We start from the raw sequence: 19,525 nt of genomic DNA, 5'->3' as shown, positions 1-19,525 counted from the left end.
AAAACGAACTGTGCAATAGTCTTAATTGTGAACAAATCACATCGGCGCGGTCTGTGCGGCAGGTTCGGCGCCGACTGGCAGGCGAGCGCAGCCCGGCAGCGAAAAGCAATGCCGCAATAACGAGGCCAAAAATGCCCAGCGAAAAGCAGCAAAATCTCCAGGATTCCTTCCTCAACCATGTCCGCAAGCAGAAGGTTCCGGTCACGATCTTTCTCGTGAACGGCGTCAAGCTGCAGGGCGTCATCACCTGGTTCGACAATTTCTGCCTGCTGCTGCGCCGCGATGCGCAATCGCAGCTGGTCTACAAGCACGCCATTTCGACCATCATGCCTGGCGCGCCGATCCAGCTGTTCGATCCCGAACAGAACCACGATAGCGACTGACACCATATGAGTGAATTCGACGACGACGAGGCCGTCCAGCCGGGCGGCCGCAAGCCGTTCATCGACCAGCAAGCCCATCCGTATCGGGCCGGCGTCGTCGTGCCCGATGTGCGCGGCCATGTCTCCGGGCATGCAATCGAGGCGCGTCGCGACGAATTCGTCGGTCTAGCCAATGCCATCGGCCTCGATATCGCCTTTGTCGATGTGGTGAAGGTGCGCGAGATCAAGCCGGCCACCTTCATCGGTGGCGGCCATGCCGAGACGCTCAAGGGCAAGGTCAAGGCCGACAAGGTCGACCTGCTGCTTGTCGACGCGCAGCTGACCGCCATCCAGCAGCGCAATCTGGAAACCGAGACCGGGGCCAAGGTGCTCGATCGCACCGGGCTGATCCTGGAAATCTTCGGCGACCGCGCGGCAACCCGCGAAGGCGTGCTGCAGGTCGAGCTGGCGCATCTCAACTATCAGAAGGGGCGGCTCGTCCGCTCCTGGACCCACCTTGAACGCCAGCGCGGCAGCGGCGGCAGCGGCTTCATGGGTGGTCCCGGCGAAACGCAGATCGAAAGCGACCGCCGACAGATCATGGACCGGATCGTGCTGCTCGAAGACCGGCTCGACAAGGTCAAGAAGACCCGCGCGCAGCAGCGCCAGCAGCGGACCGGCACGCCCATCGTCGCCCTGGTGGGCTATACCAATGCCGGCAAGTCGAGCCTGTTCAACGCTCTGACCAAGGCTGAGGTGTTCGCCAAGGATCTGCTGTTCGCCACGCTCGACACCACCGTGCGCAAGCTCGAGCTGCCGCATGGCCGCGAGATCATGATCAGCGACACTGTGGGCTTTGTCGCCGACCTGCCGACCGACCTGGTCGCGGCCTTCCGGGCGACGCTGGAAGAGGTGCTGGACGCCGATGTGATCCTGCATGCCCGCGACGTGGCCAATCCTGACCACCTGGCCCAGGCGCATGACGTGCTCAAGGTGCTGGGTGATCTGGGCGTTTCGGCCGAGACCACGCCGATCATCGAGGTTTGGAACAAGATCGACCTGCTCGGCCAGCCCGAACTGGATCTGGACGACCGCCTGGCCGGCATTGCTCCGGCGGGCAAGGTCGCGGCGACCGTGCCGGTTTCGGCGGTGACGGGGCAGGGGATCGATGCCCTGCTGCTGGCCATCGAAACCGCGCTGGGCGAAAAGAGCCGCACCTATCACGTGCATGTGCCGCATAGCGCCGGGGCTGATATCGGCTGGCTGCATTCGCATGCCGAGGTGATCTCGCGTGACGAGCCCACAGAGACGGGCACCGGCTTTGTGGTGCGCATCGAGCCACGGCACAAAACGGCGTTCCTCGAACGCTTCAACGGCCGCATCGAAGGCTCGGACGCCTGAGCGGCCGCCAGGCCGTTGATGCTGGTCTGCAAAATGACGGTTTTCTGCGCTGCCGATCCTCAGGTGCCCAAACGTACGGTCCGGTGTTCGAAAGCCGCCATTTTTGACTCAGCCTGAATGACCCTTCGGCCACTCAGGCGTGCAATGCTGTCAGGCCTTGTCGGCCGCGCGGATCTCGTTCCAATAGCCATCCAGCCGCTCCAAGCCAGCCGTCGCGGGATCCAGCCCATCCTCGCGGCAGCGGGCCTCGACATGGTGGAAGCGCCGGGTGAACTTGAGATTGGCGTCGCGCAGCGCGCCCTCGGCGTCGACGCCTGCCTTGCGCGCCAGATTGGCCACGGCGAACAGCAGGTCGCCGATTTCCTCATGCACGGCGGCGGCGTTGCCACCGGCCTCGGCCTCGGCCACTTCAGCCAGTTCTTCCTCGACCTTGGCGCGCACGGCAGCGAGGTCCGGCCAGTCAAAGCCGACCTTGGCGGCGCGCTTGGTCAGCTTTTCCGCCCGGGCGAGGGCGGGCAGCACCTGGGGAACGTCGTCGAGCAATGAGGGTGTGCTGTCGCCCTTGCGCGCGGCCTTGGCGGCGCGTTCCTGCACCTTGATGGCTTCCCACTGGCCCTTGGCCATTGTGGCATTGCGCGCGGCTTCCTCGCCGAACACATGGGGATGGCGGCGGATGAGCTTTTCGGTGATGGCCTCTATGACATCGCCAATGTCGAAATAGCCGGCCTCGCTGGCCATCTGGGCGTGATAGATGGGCTGCAGCAGCAGGTCGCCCAGTTCCTCGCGCAGATCATCAAAATCCTCGCGCTCGATGGCGTCGGCGACCTCATAGGCCTCCTCAATGGTGTAGTGGCGGATGCTGGCGAAGTCCTGCTCGAGGTCCCAGGGGCAGCCGCCGACCGGATTGCGCAGCGCCGCCATGATCTCGATGAGGCGGGACAGGTCGCGGGAGGGCTGCATGGCGGGCTCACGGGTTGGAATCACTGCCCAAGCCTAGCGCGCCGGCAAAGGCAGAGTCGCCATTGTTGCCGGGTCTGTCGGGCAAATCTTGCCCACAGGCAGCATTGGCTGCAGCACAAGAGCGGGCAAAAGCCCGGAAATCCCGCCCTGCGCATGTGGCACGAGAATTGCTAAATCCCTCTCAGCAATCAACATTCGAGGGCAGAGGATGACGGAGATCAGTAGTGTTGGCGGAACATTGCTCAACCGGCTGTTCGCTTTGGCGGACAAGGACCGGGACGCAAAGGTGTCCGGCGCGGAAATGTCCGAGCTGCTCGATCAGGTGGGGCAGAAGGGCAAGCTTGAGCAGGTCATGGCAGCTCAGGATGCCGACAAGGATGGCGCGCTCAGCCTTGAGGAATGGCCCGGCAAGCTGCTGTCGAGCGATGTCATCGGCCAGCTTCTGACGGTTCAGGATAACAAGGCGATGAGCCCTGCGGCGCGGGCCGAACTGGCGCAACAGGCCAAGGACGCCTATTTCGCCCGGGTCGATGTGGACGGCAATGGGGTGCTGAACCGCGAGGAGATCGAAGCCGACAAGGTGATGAATCAGGCCAACTATCTCGACAATGGGGCACTACCCAATATCGCGGTGATGTTCCGGGAAGGGGCTGATCGCAACGCCATCACCAAGGATGATATCTTGGTGGCGCAGCGGCTGGACACGTCGGGCATGACGGCCATGCCCATCAAGCAGATTGCCGAAGAGGACATGACCGACGCGGAAAGGGAAATGATCCAGATCGCGAAGGAGGGGGCCGCCCGCAGTCCTGACGCCGGCATGCCTGCCGAGCCTGTCCCTGAGCCGGAGACGCCAGAGGCCATGCGGGCGCGCGTGAGCAGCGCTGAGTTTAGCGCGGCGCTGCTGAGCCGGTTGTTGGCCCAGTTTGGTGGCGCGACTGCGCCTGCACCGGATGTCGGCGACAGCGCTGGCTAGGGCAGGGGCGGTTGGCCGGCGTGGGGCCCTAGCCCAGCCGGCCATTGCGACGCATCAGCGCGATGAAGAACACGCCGCCGACGAGACCGGTGATAACGCCAATGGGCAGGTCCTGCGGCGGGATGATGACCCGCGCCACCATGTCAGCCAGCACCAGGAAGATGGCGCCGACCAGTGCCGAGAGCGGCAGCACGCGCCGATAGTCGCCGCCGATGGCCAGGCGCACCAGATGCGGGATCATCAGCCCGACAAAGGAAATGACGCCGGAAAAGGCCACGGCTGCGCCGGTGAGCAGGGCGCAGACGACAAAAATCAACAACCGGAAGCGCCCGGCGGGCAGACCAAGCGTAGTGGCGCTTTCATCGCCCAGCGTCATGGCATTGAGATTGCGCGCATTGACCAGCAGAACCGTGCCGCACAGAAGAAGGGCGGCGAGCGGGTAGGGCAGTTGCGCCCATTGCGCCAGGCCCAGGCCGCCCAGCATCCAGAAGATCACCGTATGGGCCGCACGCGGATCGCCCAGGAAGATGGCGAGGCTCCCCAGTGAGGTGATGACAAAGGAAATGGCTACCCCGGTCAGCACGAGGCGGCTGGCATTGGTGGCACCGGCGAAATTGGCAACCCCGACCACGAGAGCGGTGCTGAGCAGCGCGCCGCCAAAGGCGAACAGCGGCACGGTGACAAGGCCGAGGAACATGCCGGTGTGCAGCAGCACCAGAATGGCGCCCAGCGCCGCGCCCGAGGACACGCCCAGCAGATGCGGGTCGGCAAGCGGATTGCGCGTCACTGACTGCAGCGCGGCGCCAACGACGGCGAGGCTCGCGCCGACCGTGGCGCCCAGCAGGACACGGGGCAGGCGCACCTCCCAGACGATATTGTCGCGGCCGGCCGACCAGTCCGGCGTGATGCTGCCGGGAAACACATGGCTGGCCACCACGCGCCAGACCATGTCGGGCGGAATGGCAATGGCACCGACGCTGATCGCCAGCATGGCGACCAGCAACAGCAGAAGCAGCAAGCCGGCAATGGCGAGCGGCAGGTTGTGGATCAGGGCGTGGCGTGGCCCGTCGACGAGGTGCTTGTGCGACATTGGTGTGGCGGGCCGGCGCGAAGCCGGCCCTGATCTCCGTCAGGCCGGATGGAAAGCGGCGGCAAGGCGCTTGATGGCCTCGATATTGCGTGGACCGGGCGTCGCCTCGACATAGTCGAGCACGACGAAGCGGTCGTTGACCACGGCGGGAATGGCCGAGAAGGCCGGGTTGGACTTGAGGAAATCGATCTTCTGATCGGCTGTGACATCGCCATAGTTGACGATGACGATGACGTCGGGATTGCGCTCGATGACCGGCTCCCAGCCGATGCTGACCCAGCTCGATGGCACATCGTCCATGATATTGCGGCCGCCGGCGGCCTCGATCAGCGCCGTGGGAATGCCAAAGCGTCCGGCAGTGAAGGGCTTGTCTTCGCCGGAGTCATAGACAAAGACCGCTGGCGGCGTGCCGCTGGTGTCGAGCGTGGCAGTGAAATTGGCCAGTTCCTGGCGATAGCCGGACACGAGGGTCTCGGCCTTTTCGGCCACGCCGAAGATGCGGCCGAGGTTCCGCAGATCGGCATAGAGATCGTCCATGGATGCCTTGGGCTTGTCCATGATGTGGATGCAGCTCTCGGTCAGCTCATAGACGGCGATGCCGAAGGGTGCGAGCGTCTCTGGCGTCACTTCGCCCCCGACCTTCATGCCGTAGTTCCAGCCAGCAAAGTAGAAATCGGCATCGGCGCCGAGCAGGACTTCCTTGCTGGGATAATCCGGCGACAGCTCGGGCAGGGCGGCGACACCCTGGCGCAGCCGCTCGTCCAGGGTTTTCCAGTCCGACACACCGGTGTAGCCCGCCATATGGTCGGTCAGGCCCAGGGCCAGCATCATCTCGGTGAGGTTGACGTCGTTGGAGATGGCGCGCTGGGGTGCCGCGTCAAAGGTCACCTCGCGGTTACAGCTCTTCACCGTCACGGGAAAGCCAGAAGCCATGGTCAGCGGTACGGGCAGGGCGCAGGCCAAAAGGGCAGAGGCCATCAAAAGGGGCAAAACGCGCATCAAAATCTCCTAAATCTCTGAATTATCGCGGTGAAAGGAAAAGCGGGGCCGGCCGGTGGCCGGATGGCTGTCGACGGCGGTCTCGACGGCAAAGGTTTGGCGGATCGCCCGGGGTGTCAGCACATCGAGTGGCGCGCCGAACTGGGCCTGGCGGCCCTGATCAAGCAGCAGCACGCGATCGGCATGGGCGGCGGCCAGCGCAAGGTCATGCAGCGACACCACCACCGTTGTCGGCAATGCGGCGAGCAGCGCCAGCACATCGAGTTGGTGGCGGATGTCGAGATGGTTGGTGGGTTCGTCGAGGATCAGCAGGTCGGGCTTCTGCACCAGTGCCCGGGCAATCATCACGCGCTGCTTTTCGCCGCCGGAGAGCGAGGCAAAATCGCGAGGCGCCAGTGTGGTAAGTTGCATCAGCGCCAGCGCATCCTCAACGGGCTCGTAGGCCGGGGCGCCAAAGCGCTGCTGATGCGGCGTCAGGCCAAGCTCGACGATCTCGGCGACGCTGAGCCCAAAGTCGGACGCCGATTCCTGCAATACGGTGGCGACGCGGCGGGCGAGGGCCCTGGGCTGGGTCTCCCAGATATCAGCGCCATCGAGCAGCACGCGGCCCATCGTGGGGCGATGATAGCGATAGAGGCAGCGCAAAAGGCTGGATTTTCCGGCGCCATTGGGGCCGATCACGGCCAGCATGGCACCGGGCTCGACAACGAAATTTAGGTCGGCAATGATCGGCTGGTGGCCCCTCGGGCCCCAGCTCAGCCTGTCGACAGTCAGTCGGGCCGGATTATCGCCGACGAGTCGTCGCGCCAGATCCATCGCGTGGCTCCGCCAATGGGCAGGGCGGTGCGAAAGAACCGATCAGGCAGAATGCTGCGATGTGGTGGTCGTCGAGCGCCATCGTTGTTCCCCTCGGCACACCCCGGCCGGGTTTCATGGATGTCGATGGCAGGTCTCCTGGCTCGCGGGTCGCAGCGCTTCCAACCTTCCCAGCCCATAAAGGCCAGTGGTGTCCTGGAAGAGCTCACCGCTTACAGTTGCGGGGGCAGCCACGGTTTTGCGCCCTGATGGGTACGTCGCACCGTGTTCCCTTTTAATCCCCGTTGGCAATCGACCGCCGAGGAACCTTCAACGCGAGTGATAAAGCGCAGCGGACAGAGTCGTGTCAATGGCGGATCAGGCGCGTGGTTGGGGGGAGCTCCGGATAGACCTGCGTCTGGGGAATTGCCGCTTGCCAACGTGTTGGCGTTTGCAGCGCCAGGCAGCACAGGTAGATCGAGGGAGGGCAAACACAGCAGCGAATAGTCCAACACAAGCCGCTATCTGTAATTCGCATAATATATATTATGGAACTTTTGTGGATGGGAAAGCGGCTGATTTGCTGAGGTTTGGCGGTTGAGCGGCCTTTTGAACGTGCCGAATGCGGTTTTCCGCATCTTGCTGTGCAAAATGCCCCTGGCAAGTCCGTTGTTCGTCCTCCGGCCCGTTGTCGTCCACTTCAGTCGTGCAGTACGGCGCCCGGCCAGACACCAGAGCTGTGCCGTTGGCAGACGCCACGCTCGATGCCGCGCAGCGTGCGGATTGCAAGCTCGACGTCGTGCCGCAGCATTGTGCGCCGCTGGCAGACGTCTGATCGCTGCGATGGCCGTCTGGCTTTTCAGCACCCACCAGTCAGCGTGCCCGCAAAAGGCGTCGCCTCTGTACGCAACGTGCGGCCAATGCCATGCGCCTGCAATCTGTCCGACCTATTGTCCTACGGGACATCATTGCGGTTGCGCCGCGCTGTCCAGATGACCACCCTGAGCCTGGGGATTCTTGTCCGGCACGGTGTGCAAGAATCCGATGGACAATTTTGACCAATTGGTCAAAGTATTGTTGTCGGCATGGGCATGGAGGATGGCAATGCGCTTCGGATACAAGGCGTCGGCGGAACAGTTCGCGCCCACCAAACTGCTCAATTTTGCCGTCGAAGCTGAACAAGCTGGCTTTGACTCGGTCTTCGTCAGCGACCATTTCCAGCCCTGGAAGCACACCGATGGCCATGCGCCATTTGCGCCGTCCTGGATGGCTGCCGTGCTGGCGCGCACCGAGCGCGTCGTGCTGGGCACCTCGGTTCTGACGCCGACCTTTCGGTTACATCCATCGGTTGTTGCGCATGCCTTCGGCACGTTGGGCGCCATGTTCCCCAATCGCGTGATACTGGGCGTCGGTACGGGTGAATCACTCAATGAAGTGCCGTCCACAGGCATGGTCTGGCCCGAACTCAAGGAGCGGTCGGCGCGGCTGCGCGAGGCCGTGGCGCTGATCCGCCAGCTGTGGAGCGAGGATCGCGTCAGCTTCGAGGGCGAGTTCTACAAGACGCAGAACGCAACCATCTATGACAAGCCCGACGAGATGGTGCCGATCTATCTGGCGGCCGGCGGGCCGCTCAATGCCAAATATGCCGGTCGCGCCGGCGACGGCTTCATCTGCACGTCCGGCAAGGGCGCCGAGCTCTATGTCGACCAGCTGCTGCCCAATGTGGCGCTGGGCCGGCAGGAATCCCCGCTGGCGGACAAGCCGTTCGAGCGCATGATCGAAGTGAAAGTCTCCTACGATCCTGATCCGGAAGTGGCGCTGAACAACACCCGCGGCTGGGCGGCGCTGTCGCTGTCGGCCGAGGAAAAGCACTCGGTGGAAGATCCCGAGGAAATGGAACGGCTGGCTGCGGCGCTGCCCATCGAGCGCATTGCCAAGCGCTGGATTGTCTCGAGCGACCCGGACGAGCATGTCGCCGCGATCAAGACCTATATCGATTATGGCTTTGATCACCTGGTGTTCCATGCGCCCGGTGATGACCAGAGCCGGTTCCTCCAGCTTTACGCGCGCGATATCCTGCCGCGCCTCAAGGCGCTCTAGCGCCGGGAACAGGCCCCCTGCCCCATCTGCCAGCCACGCACGGACGATTGCCAATGAGTTTGCCACGCTTTTCCGTCTGGGGCCTGACCGGACTGCCCGAAATCGCGGCCGGCGATGATCTGGTCTCGATGATTGCCGATGCTGTGGCGCGTCAGGCGCTTGAGGATGCCGAGAGCGCCTTGCGCGACGGCGATATTCTGGTGGTCACCAGCAAGATTGTCTCCAAGGCCGAGGGACGCCAGGTGCCGGTTGCCGATCGGGATAAGGCCATTGCGCTTGATACCGTGCGCGTGGTGGCCGAGCGCGTGCATCCGGGTGGCGTGACGCAGATCGTCGAGACCCGCCAGGGCCTGGTGATGGCTGCCGCCGGCATCGATACCTCCAATGTGCCCGACGGCGTGGCGCTGCGCCTGCCTGAGGATCCCGATCTCTCCGCGCGCCAGCTCTGCGCCGGCCTGCGGGACGCGCTCGGCCTGCGACTGGGCATCATCATCACCGACACCTTCGGGCGCCCCTGGCGCGTCGGGCAGACCGATGTGGCGATCGGCGCTGCCGGTGTCATCGTCACCGACGACATGCGCGGCGGCGTCGATGCCAATGGCAGGCCGCTGCAGGTGACCATAACCGTGCTGGCCGATGAGCTGGCTGGCGCCGCAGACCTGGTCAAGGGCAAGGCCAGCGGCATTCCGGTCGCCATTGTGCGCGGGCTGGACCGGCTGGTGGTCGATATCGACGCGCCCGGCGCCCGCACGCTGGTGCGCTCGGTGGAAGATGACATGTTCCGCTTTGGCTCCGCCGAGGCCTATCGCCTGGGCTATGCCGCCGCCCAGGCAGAGAGGCGCGACGATGCGCCGGCCGTTTCCCCACCCCAAGCCCAGCATCAGGATTGATTCCATGCGCGCCTCCCGTGCCCTTTTAGCCCTTGCTCTCGCCGCGTTGACGAGCACAGCCGCATTAGCCGAGACCAGCTATCCGCTGACCGTCGACAATTGCGGCGTGTCGGTCAGTTTCGCCGCCGCGCCCAAGCGCGTGGTGACGATAAAGTCGTCCACCACCGAAATGCTGCTGGCCCTGGGCCTGGCCGACCGCATCGTCGGCGTCGGCTTCCAGGACGATCCGGCGCCCGAGCCCTGGACCGCTACTGCTGCCGGCTTGCCCGTGCTGGCCGACAAGGTGCCATCCCAGGAAGTGGTGCTCGAGGCCGAGCCCGACCTGGTCTATGGCGGTTGGGAGAGCAATTTTGCCGCCGATGGCGCCGGTGAACGGCAGAGCCTGATGGATCTCGGCGTTGCCAGCTATGTCGCGCCTGCCGCTTGCCGTTCGATCAAGCCGGCCAAGCTGACCTTTGATGGCGTCTTTGCCGAGATTGCCGAGATCGGCACCATTTTTGACGCCAGCGCTGCGGCCGACACCCTGATCGCAGAACAACGCACGGCCCTGGGCGGTGTCACCGCCGATACGCGCGGGCTCACCGCCGTGTGGTATTCCTCGGGCACCAAGGCGCCCTATGTCGGCGCCGGCAGCAATGCCCCGGCCATGATCATGGAGGCGCTCGGCCTTACCAATATCTTCGCCGATGTCGATGACGGCTGGTTCGCCAGCAGCTGGGAAGCCATAGTCGATGCCAATCCCGATGTGATCGTGCTGGTCGATGCCGCCTGGAACTCGGCCGCGCAGAAGAAGAAGCTGCTGGCGGAAAACCCGGTCACCAGCAAGCTCGATGCCGTGGTCAACCAGCGCTACCTCGTGGTGCCCTTCCCGGCCTCGGAAGCCGGTGTGCGCAATGTGCCCGCCACCGTCGACATGGCGGCGCAGCTGGCCGCGCTGACCTTTACGCCGTGAGCCTGAACCGGGGTCCGCAACGTGCGCTGAATGGCGCCTTGTGGGCGCTGCTGGCCCTGAGCCTGGTGTTGGCGGTGACCCTTGGTCCCGCCGACATCGCTGCCACCGAGGTGTGGCAGACCATTGCCCATCATCTGGGCCTGCCCGGCGAGGTGCCGGTGACGCGGTTGCGCGACGCCATCATCTGGGATCTGCGCCTGCCGCGCGTGCTGGTCGCGGCCGGCATTGGTGCGGGGCTGGCACTCTGCGGCGCAATCATGCAGGCGCTGACGCGCAATCCGCTGGCTGATCCGTACCTCCTCGGCCTTTCCTCCGGCGCGGCTTTGGGCGCGGTTGTCTTCCTCCTGATCGGCGCGGCGCTGCTGATGCCGTTGGGCGCCTTTGCTGGTGCCGGAGCGGCCATGGCGCTGACGCTGCTGATCACCAGACTGCTCGGCGGCGCCACGCCGTCGCGGGCGATCCTCTCGGGCATTGCGATTTCGGCGCTGATGTCGGCCGCCACATCCTTTCTCATCTTCTGGTCGGCAACCGGGGATTCCTACCGCGAGATCCTGAGCTGGCTGATGGGCTCGCTCAGCGGCTCCGGATGGGCCGACGCCGGCGTGGTGCTGGCGGCTGTCCTTGTGCTCGGGGTGCCCATGCTTTTTGCCGGCCGGGCGCTTGATGCCTTTGCCTTTGGCGATGCGGCGGCGGCGACGCTGGGCGTCGATGTCGCGCGCCTGCGCTGGCTTCTGCTGGGCGCTACGGCGCTGCTCACGGGATCGCTGGTCGCCGTCGGCGGGGCCATCGGCTTTGTCGGGCTCATCGTGCCGCATGTGGTGCGGCTGGCCACTGGCTCGCGCCACCGCGTCATGCTGCCCGTCGCCATGCTGGTGGGCGCAAGCTTTATGGTGTGGACCGATACGGCGGCGCGCAGCCTCTTCGCCCCGCGCGAACTGCCCGTCGGCATCATCACGGCGCTGCTGGGCGCGCCGATCTTCCTGCTCGTCCTCCTGCGCTATCGGCGGGTCACATGAACGCGGGCCTTGTCTTCTCCGATGTTTGTGTGCGCGCCGGTTCGGCTGTGCTGCTCGATGGCGTCAACTGTGGCGCCGAAGCCGGGCGGCTGACAGGGCTCATCGGTCCCAATGGCGCCGGCAAGTCGAGCCTCCTCAAGGCGGCCCTGGCGCTGGTCCCGCTCGACCATGGGTCTATCCGCTTCAAAAGCGTAGACCTCCCGACTATGCCGCGGCGGGCGCGGGCGCGGATTTCGGCGCTAGTGGAGCAGAGCGGCCTGGCCGAGGTGCATCTCAGCGCCCGTGAGGTGGTGCAGCTGGGGCGCATACCCTTCCAGTCCGTCTGGCAGTCGGCCCCCTCCCCCGAGGATGATGCCGCCGTGGACGCGGCTCTTGCAGCGGTCGGCATGGCGCCTCTGGGGGCGCGTGCCTATCAAAGCCTCTCCGGTGGCGAGCAGCAGCGGCTGCATGTGGCGCGTGCCCTGGCGCAAGAGCCGCAGCTCCTGCTGCTGGACGAGCCCACAAATCACCTCGATATCCATGCCCAGTTTGCCATTCTCGAACTGCTGCGGCAGCGGGCCCGGGCCGGCGCCACGGTGCTGCTGGCCATCCATGATCTCAATCTGGCGGCCAGCTTTTGTGACGAGTTGATCGTGCTGGCCGGTGGTCGGATGGTGGCCCAGGGGACGCCCGAAACCGTGCTGACCCCTGCCCTGTTGCGATCGGTCTATGGCGTCAGCGCCAGCGTACTGACGCATCCGGCCAGCGGGCGACCGCTCATTGCCTATGATGGCCCGGTGTTGGCCGACGCGCGTTGAGCAAAGGCGATTGACATTGGCGCCGGGCACGACCAAAAATTTGATCGACTGGTCAAATTTGCTGCGGCACGGGGAGACGGAACGCATCATGGAATTCGGCATCACCTTCAAGGGCTTTATCGAAGCGGAACGCGCCCGCTATCTGGTGCGCGCGGCGGAATATGCGGGCTTCAGCTATTGCTGGTTCTATGACTCCCACATCCTGTGGCGCGACTGCTACGCGGCCATTGCCATGTGCATGGAGCACACCAAGGACATGCGCTTTGGCCCGCTGGTGACCAATCCGGACGTGCGTGACTGGTCGGTGGCGGCCTCGCTGTTCGGCTCGCTCGCCAAGCAGAGTGGCGGCCGCTTTGACCTTGCCGTCGGCCGTGGCGACAGCTCGCGCCGGGTGATGGGCAAGAAGCCGGCGACCCTGGCCCGGGTGGCCGAATTCATCCACAAGACCCGCGCCATGGTGCGCGGCGAGGAAGTCACCTATGGCGAGATCGACGAGCCGGTGAAGTTCCCCTGGGCCGTTGGCCATGACATGCCCAGCTGGATCGCCGCCTATGGCCCGCTGGCGCTCAAGACCGCTGGCGAACATGCCGACGGCGTGGTGCTGCAGCTGGCCGATCCGGGCCTGTGCAAGTGGTTCACCGACCAGTGCATTGACGCCGGCAAGGCTGCTGGCCGCGACATGAGCAACTATCGATCCATGGCCGCCGCGCCCGCCTATTTCGGCGACAAGGCCCGCGCCATCGAGGCGACCAAGTGGTTCCCCGCCATGGTGGGCAATCATGTGGCTGATATTGTTGAGAAATACGGCGCTGACAGCGACAAGGTGCCGGCGAGCCTGACCAGCTATATCGAGAAACGCCGCGGTTACGATTACTCCAAGCACGGCCAGGCGGATAACCCGTTCCTCGACTTCATCACGCCAGATGTGGTGGAGAATTTCTGCGTGCTGGGCGAGCCGGATGAGCACATCGCCAAGATGCATGCCCTCAAGGCGGCGGGCGTCACCCAGTTCAACATCTATCTCGACAGCGGCGACGAAGAAGAAATCATCGCCGGCTACGGCCGCCACGTCATCCCGGCGTTCCGGTAAGGCTGGGCTTTGAGCACTCGCTTCCGCAAGGAGCAGCGAGTGCTCAGCGGTTGAGGATCGTTCCGGTCACCACATCGATCTGCATGCCATCAAACGCCGGCGTCACATGCGCCGGCGTTTCTGCGTCGAGCGTGGCATAGTCGAGGTCAATGTGCATGTCGGTGAGCACGGCCTGGCGTGGTGGGAAGCGGCTGATCCAGTCCAACGTTTCGGCCAGGCTCAGATGGCTCGGATGTGGCGTCTGGCGCAGCGCATCGATGATCCAGACGTCGAGCCCGTCGATGTCGGCGAATGACTCCGGCGGAAAGGCCGAGAGGTCGCAGCAATAGGCCAGCCCGCCGATGCGGAAGCCCAGCGAGTCTATATTGCCGTGTTCCTGGCGGAAGGCCGAGACTTCAAGCGTGCCGCCGGGGCCGTCGATCTCGAGCTTCGCGCCGGGCGCGATCTCATGCGCGGTCAGGATGGGCGGATAGTCGCTGCCGGGCGGTGATTCAAAGCAATAGCCAAAAGCCTCGCGCAGGCGCGCGCCACAGGCCGGGGTGAAATAGACGTCGACGCGGCGCCGGTTGTGCAGCGCCAGCACGCGCAGATCGTCAATGCCATGGGTGTGGTCAGCGTGCTCATGGGTATAGAGCACGGCATCGACGCGATCGACGCCGGCGTGCAGCAGCTGTTCGCGCAGGTCGCAGCCGGTGTCGATCAGCACGCGCGTGGGCTCTGCCACGCCGTCGGTCCAGCCCTCGATCAGCAGCGCGCAGCGGCGGCGGCGGTTGCGGGGTTCGAGCGGATCACAGGCGCCCCAGTCATTGCCGATGCGCGGCACGCCGCCCGAGGAGCCGCAGCCCAGAATGGTGGCGATGATGCGCTGCGCCACGGCCATGGCTCAGGCCAGCCCGGTCTTGGAAAAGAGGCGGGCGAAATTGGCAGTGGTCTCGGCGCCGAGCTGCTCCAGGCTGATGCCGCGCACTTCGGCGAGCTTTTCGGCGGTGTGGCGCACGAAGGCCGGCTCGTTGGAGGCGCCGCGATGCGGGATCGGCGCCAGATAGGGCGCATCGGTCTCGACCAGATAGCGGTCGGCCGGCACGAATTTGGCGACCTCGCGGATCTCCTCGGCATTCTTGAAGGTGATGATGCCGGAGAAGGAGATATAGCCGCCCAGTTCCAGCGCGGTGCGGGCCAGGTCGACGCCGGCCGTGAAGCAATGCAGCAGGAAGGAGAAAGCCCCCTGCCCGGTTTCCTCGCGCAGGATGGCGGCCATGTCGTCGTCGCACTTGCGGCTGTGGATAACCAGTGGAAGACCGGTGATGCGCGCGGCAGCAATATGACGGCGCAGACCCGTCGCCTGCGCCTCGCGTGGGGCGTTGTCGTAGAAGTAGTCGAGCCCCGCCTCGCCGATGGCAACGCAGCGCGGGTGGGCACTTAGGCGGACAAGATCATCCGTAGTGATATGCAATTCGGCATCGGCGTGATGCGGATGAGTCCCCACCGAACACCAGACATTGGGATAGCGATCGGCAATGGCGGCATATGTGGAAAACTTGTCCACATGTGTGGATATCGTCACCACGCCGGAGACGCCGGCGGCCGCTGCGCGGGCCAGCACACCGTCGAGATCGTTGGCCATGGCCTCGAAATCGAGGTGGCAGTGGCTGTCGATCAGCATGTCTATTCGGCCTTGCGTTCGAGGCGGGCAAAGACGCCCTGAGGCACGGGCAGATCGGTGCCCGGCACCAGGCGATTGGCCTCTGTAGCGTCGCCCAGCCCGCGCTGATCGGCCGGAACAGCCAGCTGGTCCAGCAGGCGCGCGGCGGAAGCCGGAACAAAGGCCTGCATCGGGATGGTCAGGCGCCGCACGGTGTCGGCCGTCACATAGAGGACGGTAGCCATGCGATCGGGATCGGTCTTCTTGAGCGCCCAGGGTTCCTGGCCGGCAAAGTAGTTATTGGCCGAGCTCAGCGCGGCAACGATGGCGCCGCTCGCCTCATGCACCAGCTGTTCGTCCATGGCCTTCTGTGCGGCGGCCAGGGCTTCGTCGACCTCGGCGATCATGGCCTGGTCGGCTTCGGTCAGCGCGCCGGGCTGGGGCACCTTGGCGTCGCAGTTCTTGTTGATCATCGACAGCGAGCGCTGTGCCAGGTTGCCCAGGTTATTGGCCAGGTCAGCATTGACGCGCAGCACCAGCTTGTCATGGCTGTAGTCGCCATCATTGCCGAAGGAGACTTCGCGCAGGAAGAAGTAGCGCGCCGCGTCAGTGCCGAACTCTTCGATCAGGGCAAAGGGGTCGATGACATTGCCAAGGGACTTGCTCATCTTCTGGCCGTCCACGGTCAGAAAGCCATGGGCAAACACGCGATGCTGCACTTCAATGCCGGCGCTCATCAGGAAGGCGGGCCAATAGACGGTATGGAAGCGGATGATGTCCTTGCCGATGACATGCAGGTCTGCCGGCCAGAACTTCTTGAACAGCGGATTGTCGGTGTCGGGATAGCCCACGCCGGTGATGTAATTGGTCAGGGCATCGACCCAGACATACATCACATGACCCGGTGCGTCCGGCACGGGAATGCCCCAGTCGAAGGTGGTACGGGAGACCGACAGGTCCTTGAGCCCACTCTTGACGAAGGAAATGATCTCATTGCGCCGCTCCTTGGGCGCGATGAAGTCAGGATTGGACTCGTAGAGGTCGAGCAGTTTCTGCTGATAGGCTGACAGGCGGAAGAAATAGGTGGGCTCTTCCACCCAATTAACCTCGGCGCCGGTGGGGGCAAATTTCTTGCCGTCCTTTTCGGTCAGCTCTTCCTCGTCGAAATAGGCCTCGTCGCGCACCGAATACCAGCCCTTGTAGGTGGACTGGAAAATGTCGCCATTGTTGTTGGCAGCCATCTTCTTCCAGATGGCTTGGGCCGAGTCATGGTGACGCGGCTCGGTGGTACGGATGAAATCATCATTGGAGATGTCGAGCGCTTCAGCCAGGCGGCGGAACTCGGCAGCATTGCGATCAGCCAACTCGCGCGGGGTGACCCCCTGGGCGGCCGCGGTCTGCACCATTTTGATGCCGTGCTCGTCCGTGCCGGTGAGGAAATAGACCTCGCGACCTTCCAGCCGCTTCCAGCGCGCAATCGCGTCGGTCGCAATCATCTCATAGGCATGCCCGATGTGAGGCGCGCCATTGGGATAGGAGATTGCCGTGGTGACGTAGAAGGGCTTGGCGGTCATGAGAACTCAGCGGAAACAGGGGCGGTCGACGATACATGCTTTCTGATCGCATCGAGGATGGCGACCAGCGTCTGTTTCATATCCAGATTGATGCTGTCGGCGTCGGCGAGCAGGGCGTGAGCCTTGTCCCATAGCTCATTGGCAGAGGCAAGACGCATCCTGGCGCCGGGCTGCATGGCGGCGTTGCGCGCCTCATCGGCAATCCAGTCGTCCAGCATTTCGCGGGCGAAAGACAGCTCGGGGCTCTGGCTGTCGGCGCCCAGCGCCTCGGCCAGTTGCAGCGACACCGCCGGCGCATGCGCAGCCGGATTGGCCAGCCAGGCCTGCAGCGCCCCCAGGGTGGAGTCGGCATCCAGCGCCAATGTCTCAAAGGCCCGGCGTGGGCGACCACCGGCAAGGCCAATGGCGCGGGTCAGCGCCTCGGCGCCCAGCGCCGCATCATGCTCAAGCAGAATGTCGCGCACATCGCCATCGGCAATCGGGCGCAGCGCCAGATTGTGGCAGCGTGACTTGATGGTGGGCAGCAGTTGGCCCGGGCGATGTGACACCAGCAGGAAGGTGGTATCGGCCGGCGGCTCTTCGAGCGTCTTGAGCAGCGCATTGGCGGCGGAGGGATTGCAGTCATCAATGCTGTCGATGATAGCGACGCGGTGGCCGGCCCGACCACGGGTATGGTGCAGGCTGTCGCGCAGGTCGCGTACGTCCTCGACGCGGATGACGGTGTAGTAGCCCTTGGCGTCCTTGGGCTGCCGGCGCAGCAGGAAGACATTGGGGTGGGAGAGCGCGGCGACCTGTTGATGCACGCGATGGGCATCCTCGTCACCCGTCGCTGTCAGAATGGCGGCGGCCAGCTCGAAGGCAAAGGTGGCCTTGCCGATGCCCTGCGGCCCGTGCAGCAGGATGGCGCCCGGCAGGCGGCGACCACTGATCTGCGCAAAGATGGCGGTGCGTGCCGCATCATGACCACGTGCCTGCTGCCGCTGTTCGGGCGGCAGCACGCCGGCCAGGGCGTTGGGATCACTCACGTCGGCTGTCCGCCCAGCAGTTCGGGAAAGCGCTGGCTGACCACGTCCCAGATGGCGGCTTCCAGCGCCTCCGGCGACTGATCGGCCGAGAGCACCACGCAGCGGTCGGGGTTGTCGCGGGCGATGGCCAGGAAGCCTTCGCGAAGCCGCATGTGCCAGTCCAGCTCTTCCTTTTCAAAGCGGTCGCCAGTCTGGGCCAGCCCGTCCTCGATGGCGCGCTCGGCCACGCGCTTGAAGGCCTTTTCAGGATCCATGTCGAGCACCAGCGTCAGGTCCGGGGTATGGCCGTTGAGCGCCAGCTCCTCGAGCGCAGCGATCAGCCTGGGCGCTACGCCGCCGGTCAGGCCCTGATAGGCCCGGGTCGAGTCATGAAAGCGGTCCGACAGCACCCAGGTGCCATTGGCCAGGTTCGGCGCAATCAACTGGGTGACATGGTCGAGCCGGGCCGCGGCGAACAGCACAGCTTCGCCCCCTGCCCCCCAGCTTTCCGATCGCCCCTGCAGGATGAAGGAGCGGATGGCTTCGGCCTTGGGCGTACCGCCGGGTTCGCGCGTGCGCACCACCTCGACGGCATGGCGTTGCAGGTTCTGCTGCAGGCGTTTGACCTGGGTGGATTTGCCGACGCCTTCGCCACCCTCAAAGGTGATGAAGCGGGCCTGTCTGGCGGAAAGCGTATCGAGCATGGTCAGCCTTGTACCCGAGTCTCAGAGCCAGCCGAAAGCCAGTTGCTTGAGCGCATCGGTCGCCTTGCGCACGATGTCGCCTTCGCCGACGTCACTGGCGGCATAGAGCGGCGCGGTCTGCACCAGCTGGTCGTCGCACAGCACGCGCAGCTCGGCGATCTTGGTGCCGGCCACGACCGGCGGCATGAGCGGGGACATATAGGTCACTTCGCCATTGAGGCACTTGCGGCTGCCGCGCGGAATGTAGAGCGAGATAGGCCCATTGCCGATCAGGGCGACACTGTCGGTCAGCCCACCATAGACCTTGGCATAGGCCACCACGGCGCCTTCGGGATAGGCGTCAAAGCGCTCGAAGGCCCGGGCGCCCCAGGTGATGAGCTTGCGGCCCTCTTCGGCCCGCTGCGACATGGAGGTTAGGCCATGTACGACGCCGATCAGCCGCCGCCCGCCCTCGGCGGTCGAGATCACCGATCCGTAACCCGAAGCTTCCGTATGGCCGGTCTTGAGCCCATCCACGCCAATGCCCATTTCGACCAGCGAGTTGCGGTTGGGTTGCTTGATGCCGTTCCACTCCATCTCCGGCTCGGAGAAGTAGTGGTAGTATTCGGGGAAATCGTGGATCAGATAGCGCGCCAGATTGGCCAGGTCACGGGCCGTGACGCGCATGTCCGGGTCCGGCAGGCCGGTTGGGTTGGTGAAATGCGATGATGTCAGGCCGATGGTGTCGGCCAGCTCGTTCATCATATTGGCAAAGCTGCCCTCGCTGCCGGCAATGCCTTCGGCGAGAACGATGGCGGCGTCATTGCCCGACTGGATGATGACCGAGCGGATCAGGTCGTTGACCGGAATTTTGGAATTGAGGTCGGCGAACATTGTCGAGCCGCCCGAACTGGCGCCGCCGGTGCGCCAGGCATGTTCGGAAACAAAGAACTCGTCGGTCAGTTTCACCCGCCCTGCCCGCACCTCGTTGAAGACCACGGCAATGGTCATCAGCTTGGCCATGCTGGCCGGTTCCATGGGCAGGTCGGCATCCTTCTGGAAGATCACCGTGCCGGTCTCGGCATCCATCAGGATGGCATATTTGGCAGCGGTCTCGAAACTCACCTGTGCCCAGGCGGGAAAGACCAGCGCCAGAAGCGCAACCAGGATGTAACCAAGCCGTTTCACGTTTCC

The 19,525-nt window shown here is 64.5% G+C and carries 19 protein-coding genes and 1 riboswitch; of the genes, 9 read left to right on the top strand and 10 right to left on the bottom strand.

Annotation, left to right across the window (positions count from 1 at the left end):
• Window positions 1-131 precede the first annotated feature (131 nt).
• Complete coding sequence (gene hfq, locus K1177_RS06095; protein WP_137151945.1) at window positions 132-383, top strand: RNA chaperone Hfq; 252 nt, start codon at window positions 132-134, stop codon at window positions 381-383.
• A gap of 6 nt (window positions 384-389) precedes the next feature.
• Window positions 390-1,763, top strand: coding sequence for a GTPase HflX (gene hflX, locus K1177_RS06090; RefSeq protein WP_224702416.1), 1,374 nt, complete (start codon window positions 390-392; stop codon window positions 1,761-1,763).
• A gap of 150 nt (window positions 1,764-1,913) precedes the next feature.
• Here the strand turns inward: hflX and mazG are convergent, their stop codons facing one another.
• On the bottom strand, window positions 1,914-2,723 hold the full coding sequence (gene mazG / locus K1177_RS06085; protein WP_224702415.1) for a nucleoside triphosphate pyrophosphohydrolase: 810 nt from the start codon (window positions 2,721-2,723) through the stop codon (window positions 1,914-1,916).
• Between the two features lie 208 nt (window positions 2,724-2,931).
• Here mazG and K1177_RS06080 point away from each other — a divergent pair, with 208 nt between their 5' ends.
• Window positions 2,932-3,699, top strand: a complete 768-nt coding sequence (locus tag K1177_RS06080) for an EF-hand domain-containing protein (RefSeq protein WP_224702414.1) — start codon at window positions 2,932-2,934, stop codon at window positions 3,697-3,699.
• A gap of 28 nt (window positions 3,700-3,727) precedes the next feature.
• On the opposite strand, the gene K1177_RS06075 is transcribed toward K1177_RS06080, so the two are convergent.
• From K1177_RS06075 to K1177_RS06065, 3 genes are read right to left on the bottom strand one after another with little or no spacing between them, the layout of a single operon-like run.
• A complete protein-coding gene (locus tag K1177_RS06075) occupies window positions 3,728-4,789 on the bottom strand; it encodes a FecCD family ABC transporter permease (RefSeq protein ID WP_224702413.1) in 1,062 nt (353 codons plus the stop codon).
• A 39-nt stretch (window positions 4,790-4,828) separates the two neighbouring features.
• Window positions 4,829-5,767: an ABC transporter substrate-binding protein gene (locus tag K1177_RS06070; RefSeq protein WP_396120141.1), complete on the bottom strand. Its 939-nt coding sequence runs from the start codon at window positions 5,765-5,767 to the stop codon at window positions 4,829-4,831.
• A gap of 30 nt (window positions 5,768-5,797) precedes the next feature.
• Window positions 5,798-6,604: an ABC transporter ATP-binding protein gene (locus K1177_RS06065; protein WP_224702411.1), complete on the bottom strand. Its 807-nt coding sequence runs from the start codon at window positions 6,602-6,604 to the stop codon at window positions 5,798-5,800.
• Between the two features lie 111 nt (window positions 6,605-6,715).
• Window positions 6,716-6,930, bottom strand: a riboswitch (cobalamin riboswitch).
• A gap of 757 nt (window positions 6,931-7,687) precedes the next feature.
• Between K1177_RS06065 and fgd the strand changes: the two genes are divergently transcribed.
• From fgd to K1177_RS06035, 6 genes are all read left to right on the top strand, one after another.
• Complete coding sequence (gene fgd, locus K1177_RS06060; protein WP_224702410.1) at window positions 7,688-8,683, top strand: glucose-6-phosphate dehydrogenase (coenzyme-F420); 996 nt, start codon at window positions 7,688-7,690, stop codon at window positions 8,681-8,683.
• A gap of 53 nt (window positions 8,684-8,736) precedes the next feature.
• Window positions 8,737-9,573: a coenzyme F420-0:L-glutamate ligase gene (cofE, locus tag K1177_RS06055; protein WP_224702409.1), complete on the top strand. Its 837-nt coding sequence runs from the start codon at window positions 8,737-8,739 to the stop codon at window positions 9,571-9,573.
• Window positions 9,574-9,577: 4 nt separating this feature from the next.
• Window positions 9,578-10,525 carry a putative F420-0 ABC transporter substrate-binding protein gene (locus tag K1177_RS06050; protein ID WP_224702408.1) on the top strand — a complete coding sequence of 316 codons (948 nt, stop codon included), beginning with the start codon at window positions 9,578-9,580 and terminating at the stop codon, window positions 10,523-10,525.
• On the top strand, window positions 10,522-11,541 hold the full coding sequence (locus K1177_RS06045) for a putative F420-0 ABC transporter permease subunit (RefSeq protein WP_224702407.1): 1,020 nt from the start codon (window positions 10,522-10,524) through the stop codon (window positions 11,539-11,541). Before K1177_RS06050 ends, K1177_RS06045 begins: the two co-directional genes overlap by 4 nt.
• Entirely contained in the window at window positions 11,538-12,338 is an 801-nt protein-coding gene (locus K1177_RS06040; RefSeq protein WP_224702406.1) for an ABC transporter ATP-binding protein, read from the top strand. Before K1177_RS06045 ends, K1177_RS06040 begins: the two co-directional genes overlap by 4 nt.
• 88 nt (window positions 12,339-12,426) lie before the next feature.
• Window positions 12,427-13,428, top strand: coding sequence for a TIGR03842 family LLM class F420-dependent oxidoreductase (locus K1177_RS06035; RefSeq protein WP_224702405.1), 1,002 nt, complete (start codon window positions 12,427-12,429; stop codon window positions 13,426-13,428).
• A gap of 43 nt (window positions 13,429-13,471) precedes the next feature.
• On the opposite strand, the gene K1177_RS06030 is transcribed toward K1177_RS06035, so the two are convergent.
• Genes K1177_RS06030 through K1177_RS06005 form a run of 6 tightly spaced genes read right to left on the bottom strand, consistent with a single transcriptional unit; the run spans window position 13,472 to window position 19,519 of the window.
• The gene (locus tag K1177_RS06030; RefSeq protein WP_224702404.1) at window positions 13,472-14,308 is read right to left on the bottom strand and encodes an MBL fold metallo-hydrolase; all 837 of its coding nucleotides are present in this window, start codon (window positions 14,306-14,308) and stop codon (window positions 13,472-13,474) included.
• 3 nt (window positions 14,309-14,311) lie between these two features.
• On the bottom strand, window positions 14,312-15,091 hold the full coding sequence (locus K1177_RS06025; protein WP_224702403.1) for a TatD family hydrolase: 780 nt from the start codon (window positions 15,089-15,091) through the stop codon (window positions 14,312-14,314).
• A 2-nt stretch (window positions 15,092-15,093) separates the two neighbouring features.
• A complete protein-coding gene (metG, locus tag K1177_RS06020; RefSeq protein WP_224702402.1) occupies window positions 15,094-16,644 on the bottom strand; it encodes a methionine--tRNA ligase in 1,551 nt (516 codons plus the stop codon).
• On the bottom strand, window positions 16,641-17,669 hold the full coding sequence (locus K1177_RS06015; protein ID WP_224702401.1) for an AAA family ATPase: 1,029 nt from the start codon (window positions 17,667-17,669) through the stop codon (window positions 16,641-16,643). Before K1177_RS06015 ends, metG begins: the two co-directional genes overlap by 4 nt.
• A complete protein-coding gene (gene tmk / locus K1177_RS06010) occupies window positions 17,666-18,352 on the bottom strand; it encodes a dTMP kinase (protein ID WP_224702400.1) in 687 nt (228 codons plus the stop codon). The genes K1177_RS06015 and tmk overlap by 4 nt, the downstream gene beginning before the upstream one ends.
• 21 nt (window positions 18,353-18,373) lie before the next feature.
• Complete coding sequence (locus K1177_RS06005; protein ID WP_224702399.1) at window positions 18,374-19,519, bottom strand: D-alanyl-D-alanine carboxypeptidase family protein; 1,146 nt, start codon at window positions 19,517-19,519, stop codon at window positions 18,374-18,376.
• Window positions 19,520-19,525 lie beyond the last annotated feature (6 nt).

The sequence above is a fragment of the Devosia aquimaris genome (assembly GCF_020169335.1).
GTDB lineage: Bacteria > Pseudomonadota > Alphaproteobacteria > Rhizobiales > Devosiaceae > Devosia > Devosia aquimaris.
This window is presented reverse-complemented; position numbering and strand designations above follow the sequence as displayed.

What these genes read in the sequence shown, in the direction of transcription:
- metG (WP_224702402.1), bottom strand. Translation starts at nt 16,644, where the DNA reads ATGACCGCCAAGCCCTTCTACGTCACCACGGCAATCTCCTATCCCAAT.
- K1177_RS06070 (WP_396120141.1), bottom strand. Translation starts at nt 5,767, where the DNA reads ATGGCCTCTGCCCTTTTGGCCTGCGCCCTGCCCGTACCGCTGACCATG.
- fgd (WP_224702410.1), top strand. Translation starts at nt 7,688, where the DNA reads ATGCGCTTCGGATACAAGGCGTCGGCGGAACAGTTCGCGCCCACCAAA.
- K1177_RS06035 (WP_224702405.1), top strand. Translation starts at nt 12,427, where the DNA reads ATGGAATTCGGCATCACCTTCAAGGGCTTTATCGAAGCGGAACGCGCC.
- hfq (WP_137151945.1), top strand. Translation starts at nt 132, where the DNA reads ATGCCCAGCGAAAAGCAGCAAAATCTCCAGGATTCCTTCCTCAACCAT.
- K1177_RS06065 (WP_224702411.1), bottom strand. Translation starts at nt 6,604, where the DNA reads ATGGATCTGGCGCGACGACTCGTCGGCGATAATCCGGCCCGACTGACT.
- K1177_RS06030 (WP_224702404.1), bottom strand. Translation starts at nt 14,308, where the DNA reads ATGGCCGTGGCGCAGCGCATCATCGCCACCATTCTGGGCTGCGGCTCC.
- hflX (WP_224702416.1), top strand. Translation starts at nt 390, where the DNA reads ATGAGTGAATTCGACGACGACGAGGCCGTCCAGCCGGGCGGCCGCAAG.
- K1177_RS06075 (WP_224702413.1), bottom strand. Translation starts at nt 4,789, where the DNA reads ATGTCGCACAAGCACCTCGTCGACGGGCCACGCCACGCCCTGATCCAC.
- K1177_RS06050 (WP_224702408.1), top strand. Translation starts at nt 9,578, where the DNA reads ATGCGCGCCTCCCGTGCCCTTTTAGCCCTTGCTCTCGCCGCGTTGACG.
- mazG (WP_224702415.1), bottom strand. Translation starts at nt 2,723, where the DNA reads ATGCAGCCCTCCCGCGACCTGTCCCGCCTCATCGAGATCATGGCGGCG.
- K1177_RS06080 (WP_224702414.1), top strand. Translation starts at nt 2,932, where the DNA reads ATGACGGAGATCAGTAGTGTTGGCGGAACATTGCTCAACCGGCTGTTC.
- K1177_RS06025 (WP_224702403.1), bottom strand. Translation starts at nt 15,091, where the DNA reads ATGCTGATCGACAGCCACTGCCACCTCGATTTCGAGGCCATGGCCAAC.
- cofE (WP_224702409.1), top strand. Translation starts at nt 8,737, where the DNA reads ATGAGTTTGCCACGCTTTTCCGTCTGGGGCCTGACCGGACTGCCCGAA.
- K1177_RS06040 (WP_224702406.1), top strand. Translation starts at nt 11,538, where the DNA reads ATGAACGCGGGCCTTGTCTTCTCCGATGTTTGTGTGCGCGCCGGTTCG.
- tmk (WP_224702400.1), bottom strand. Translation starts at nt 18,352, where the DNA reads ATGCTCGATACGCTTTCCGCCAGACAGGCCCGCTTCATCACCTTTGAG.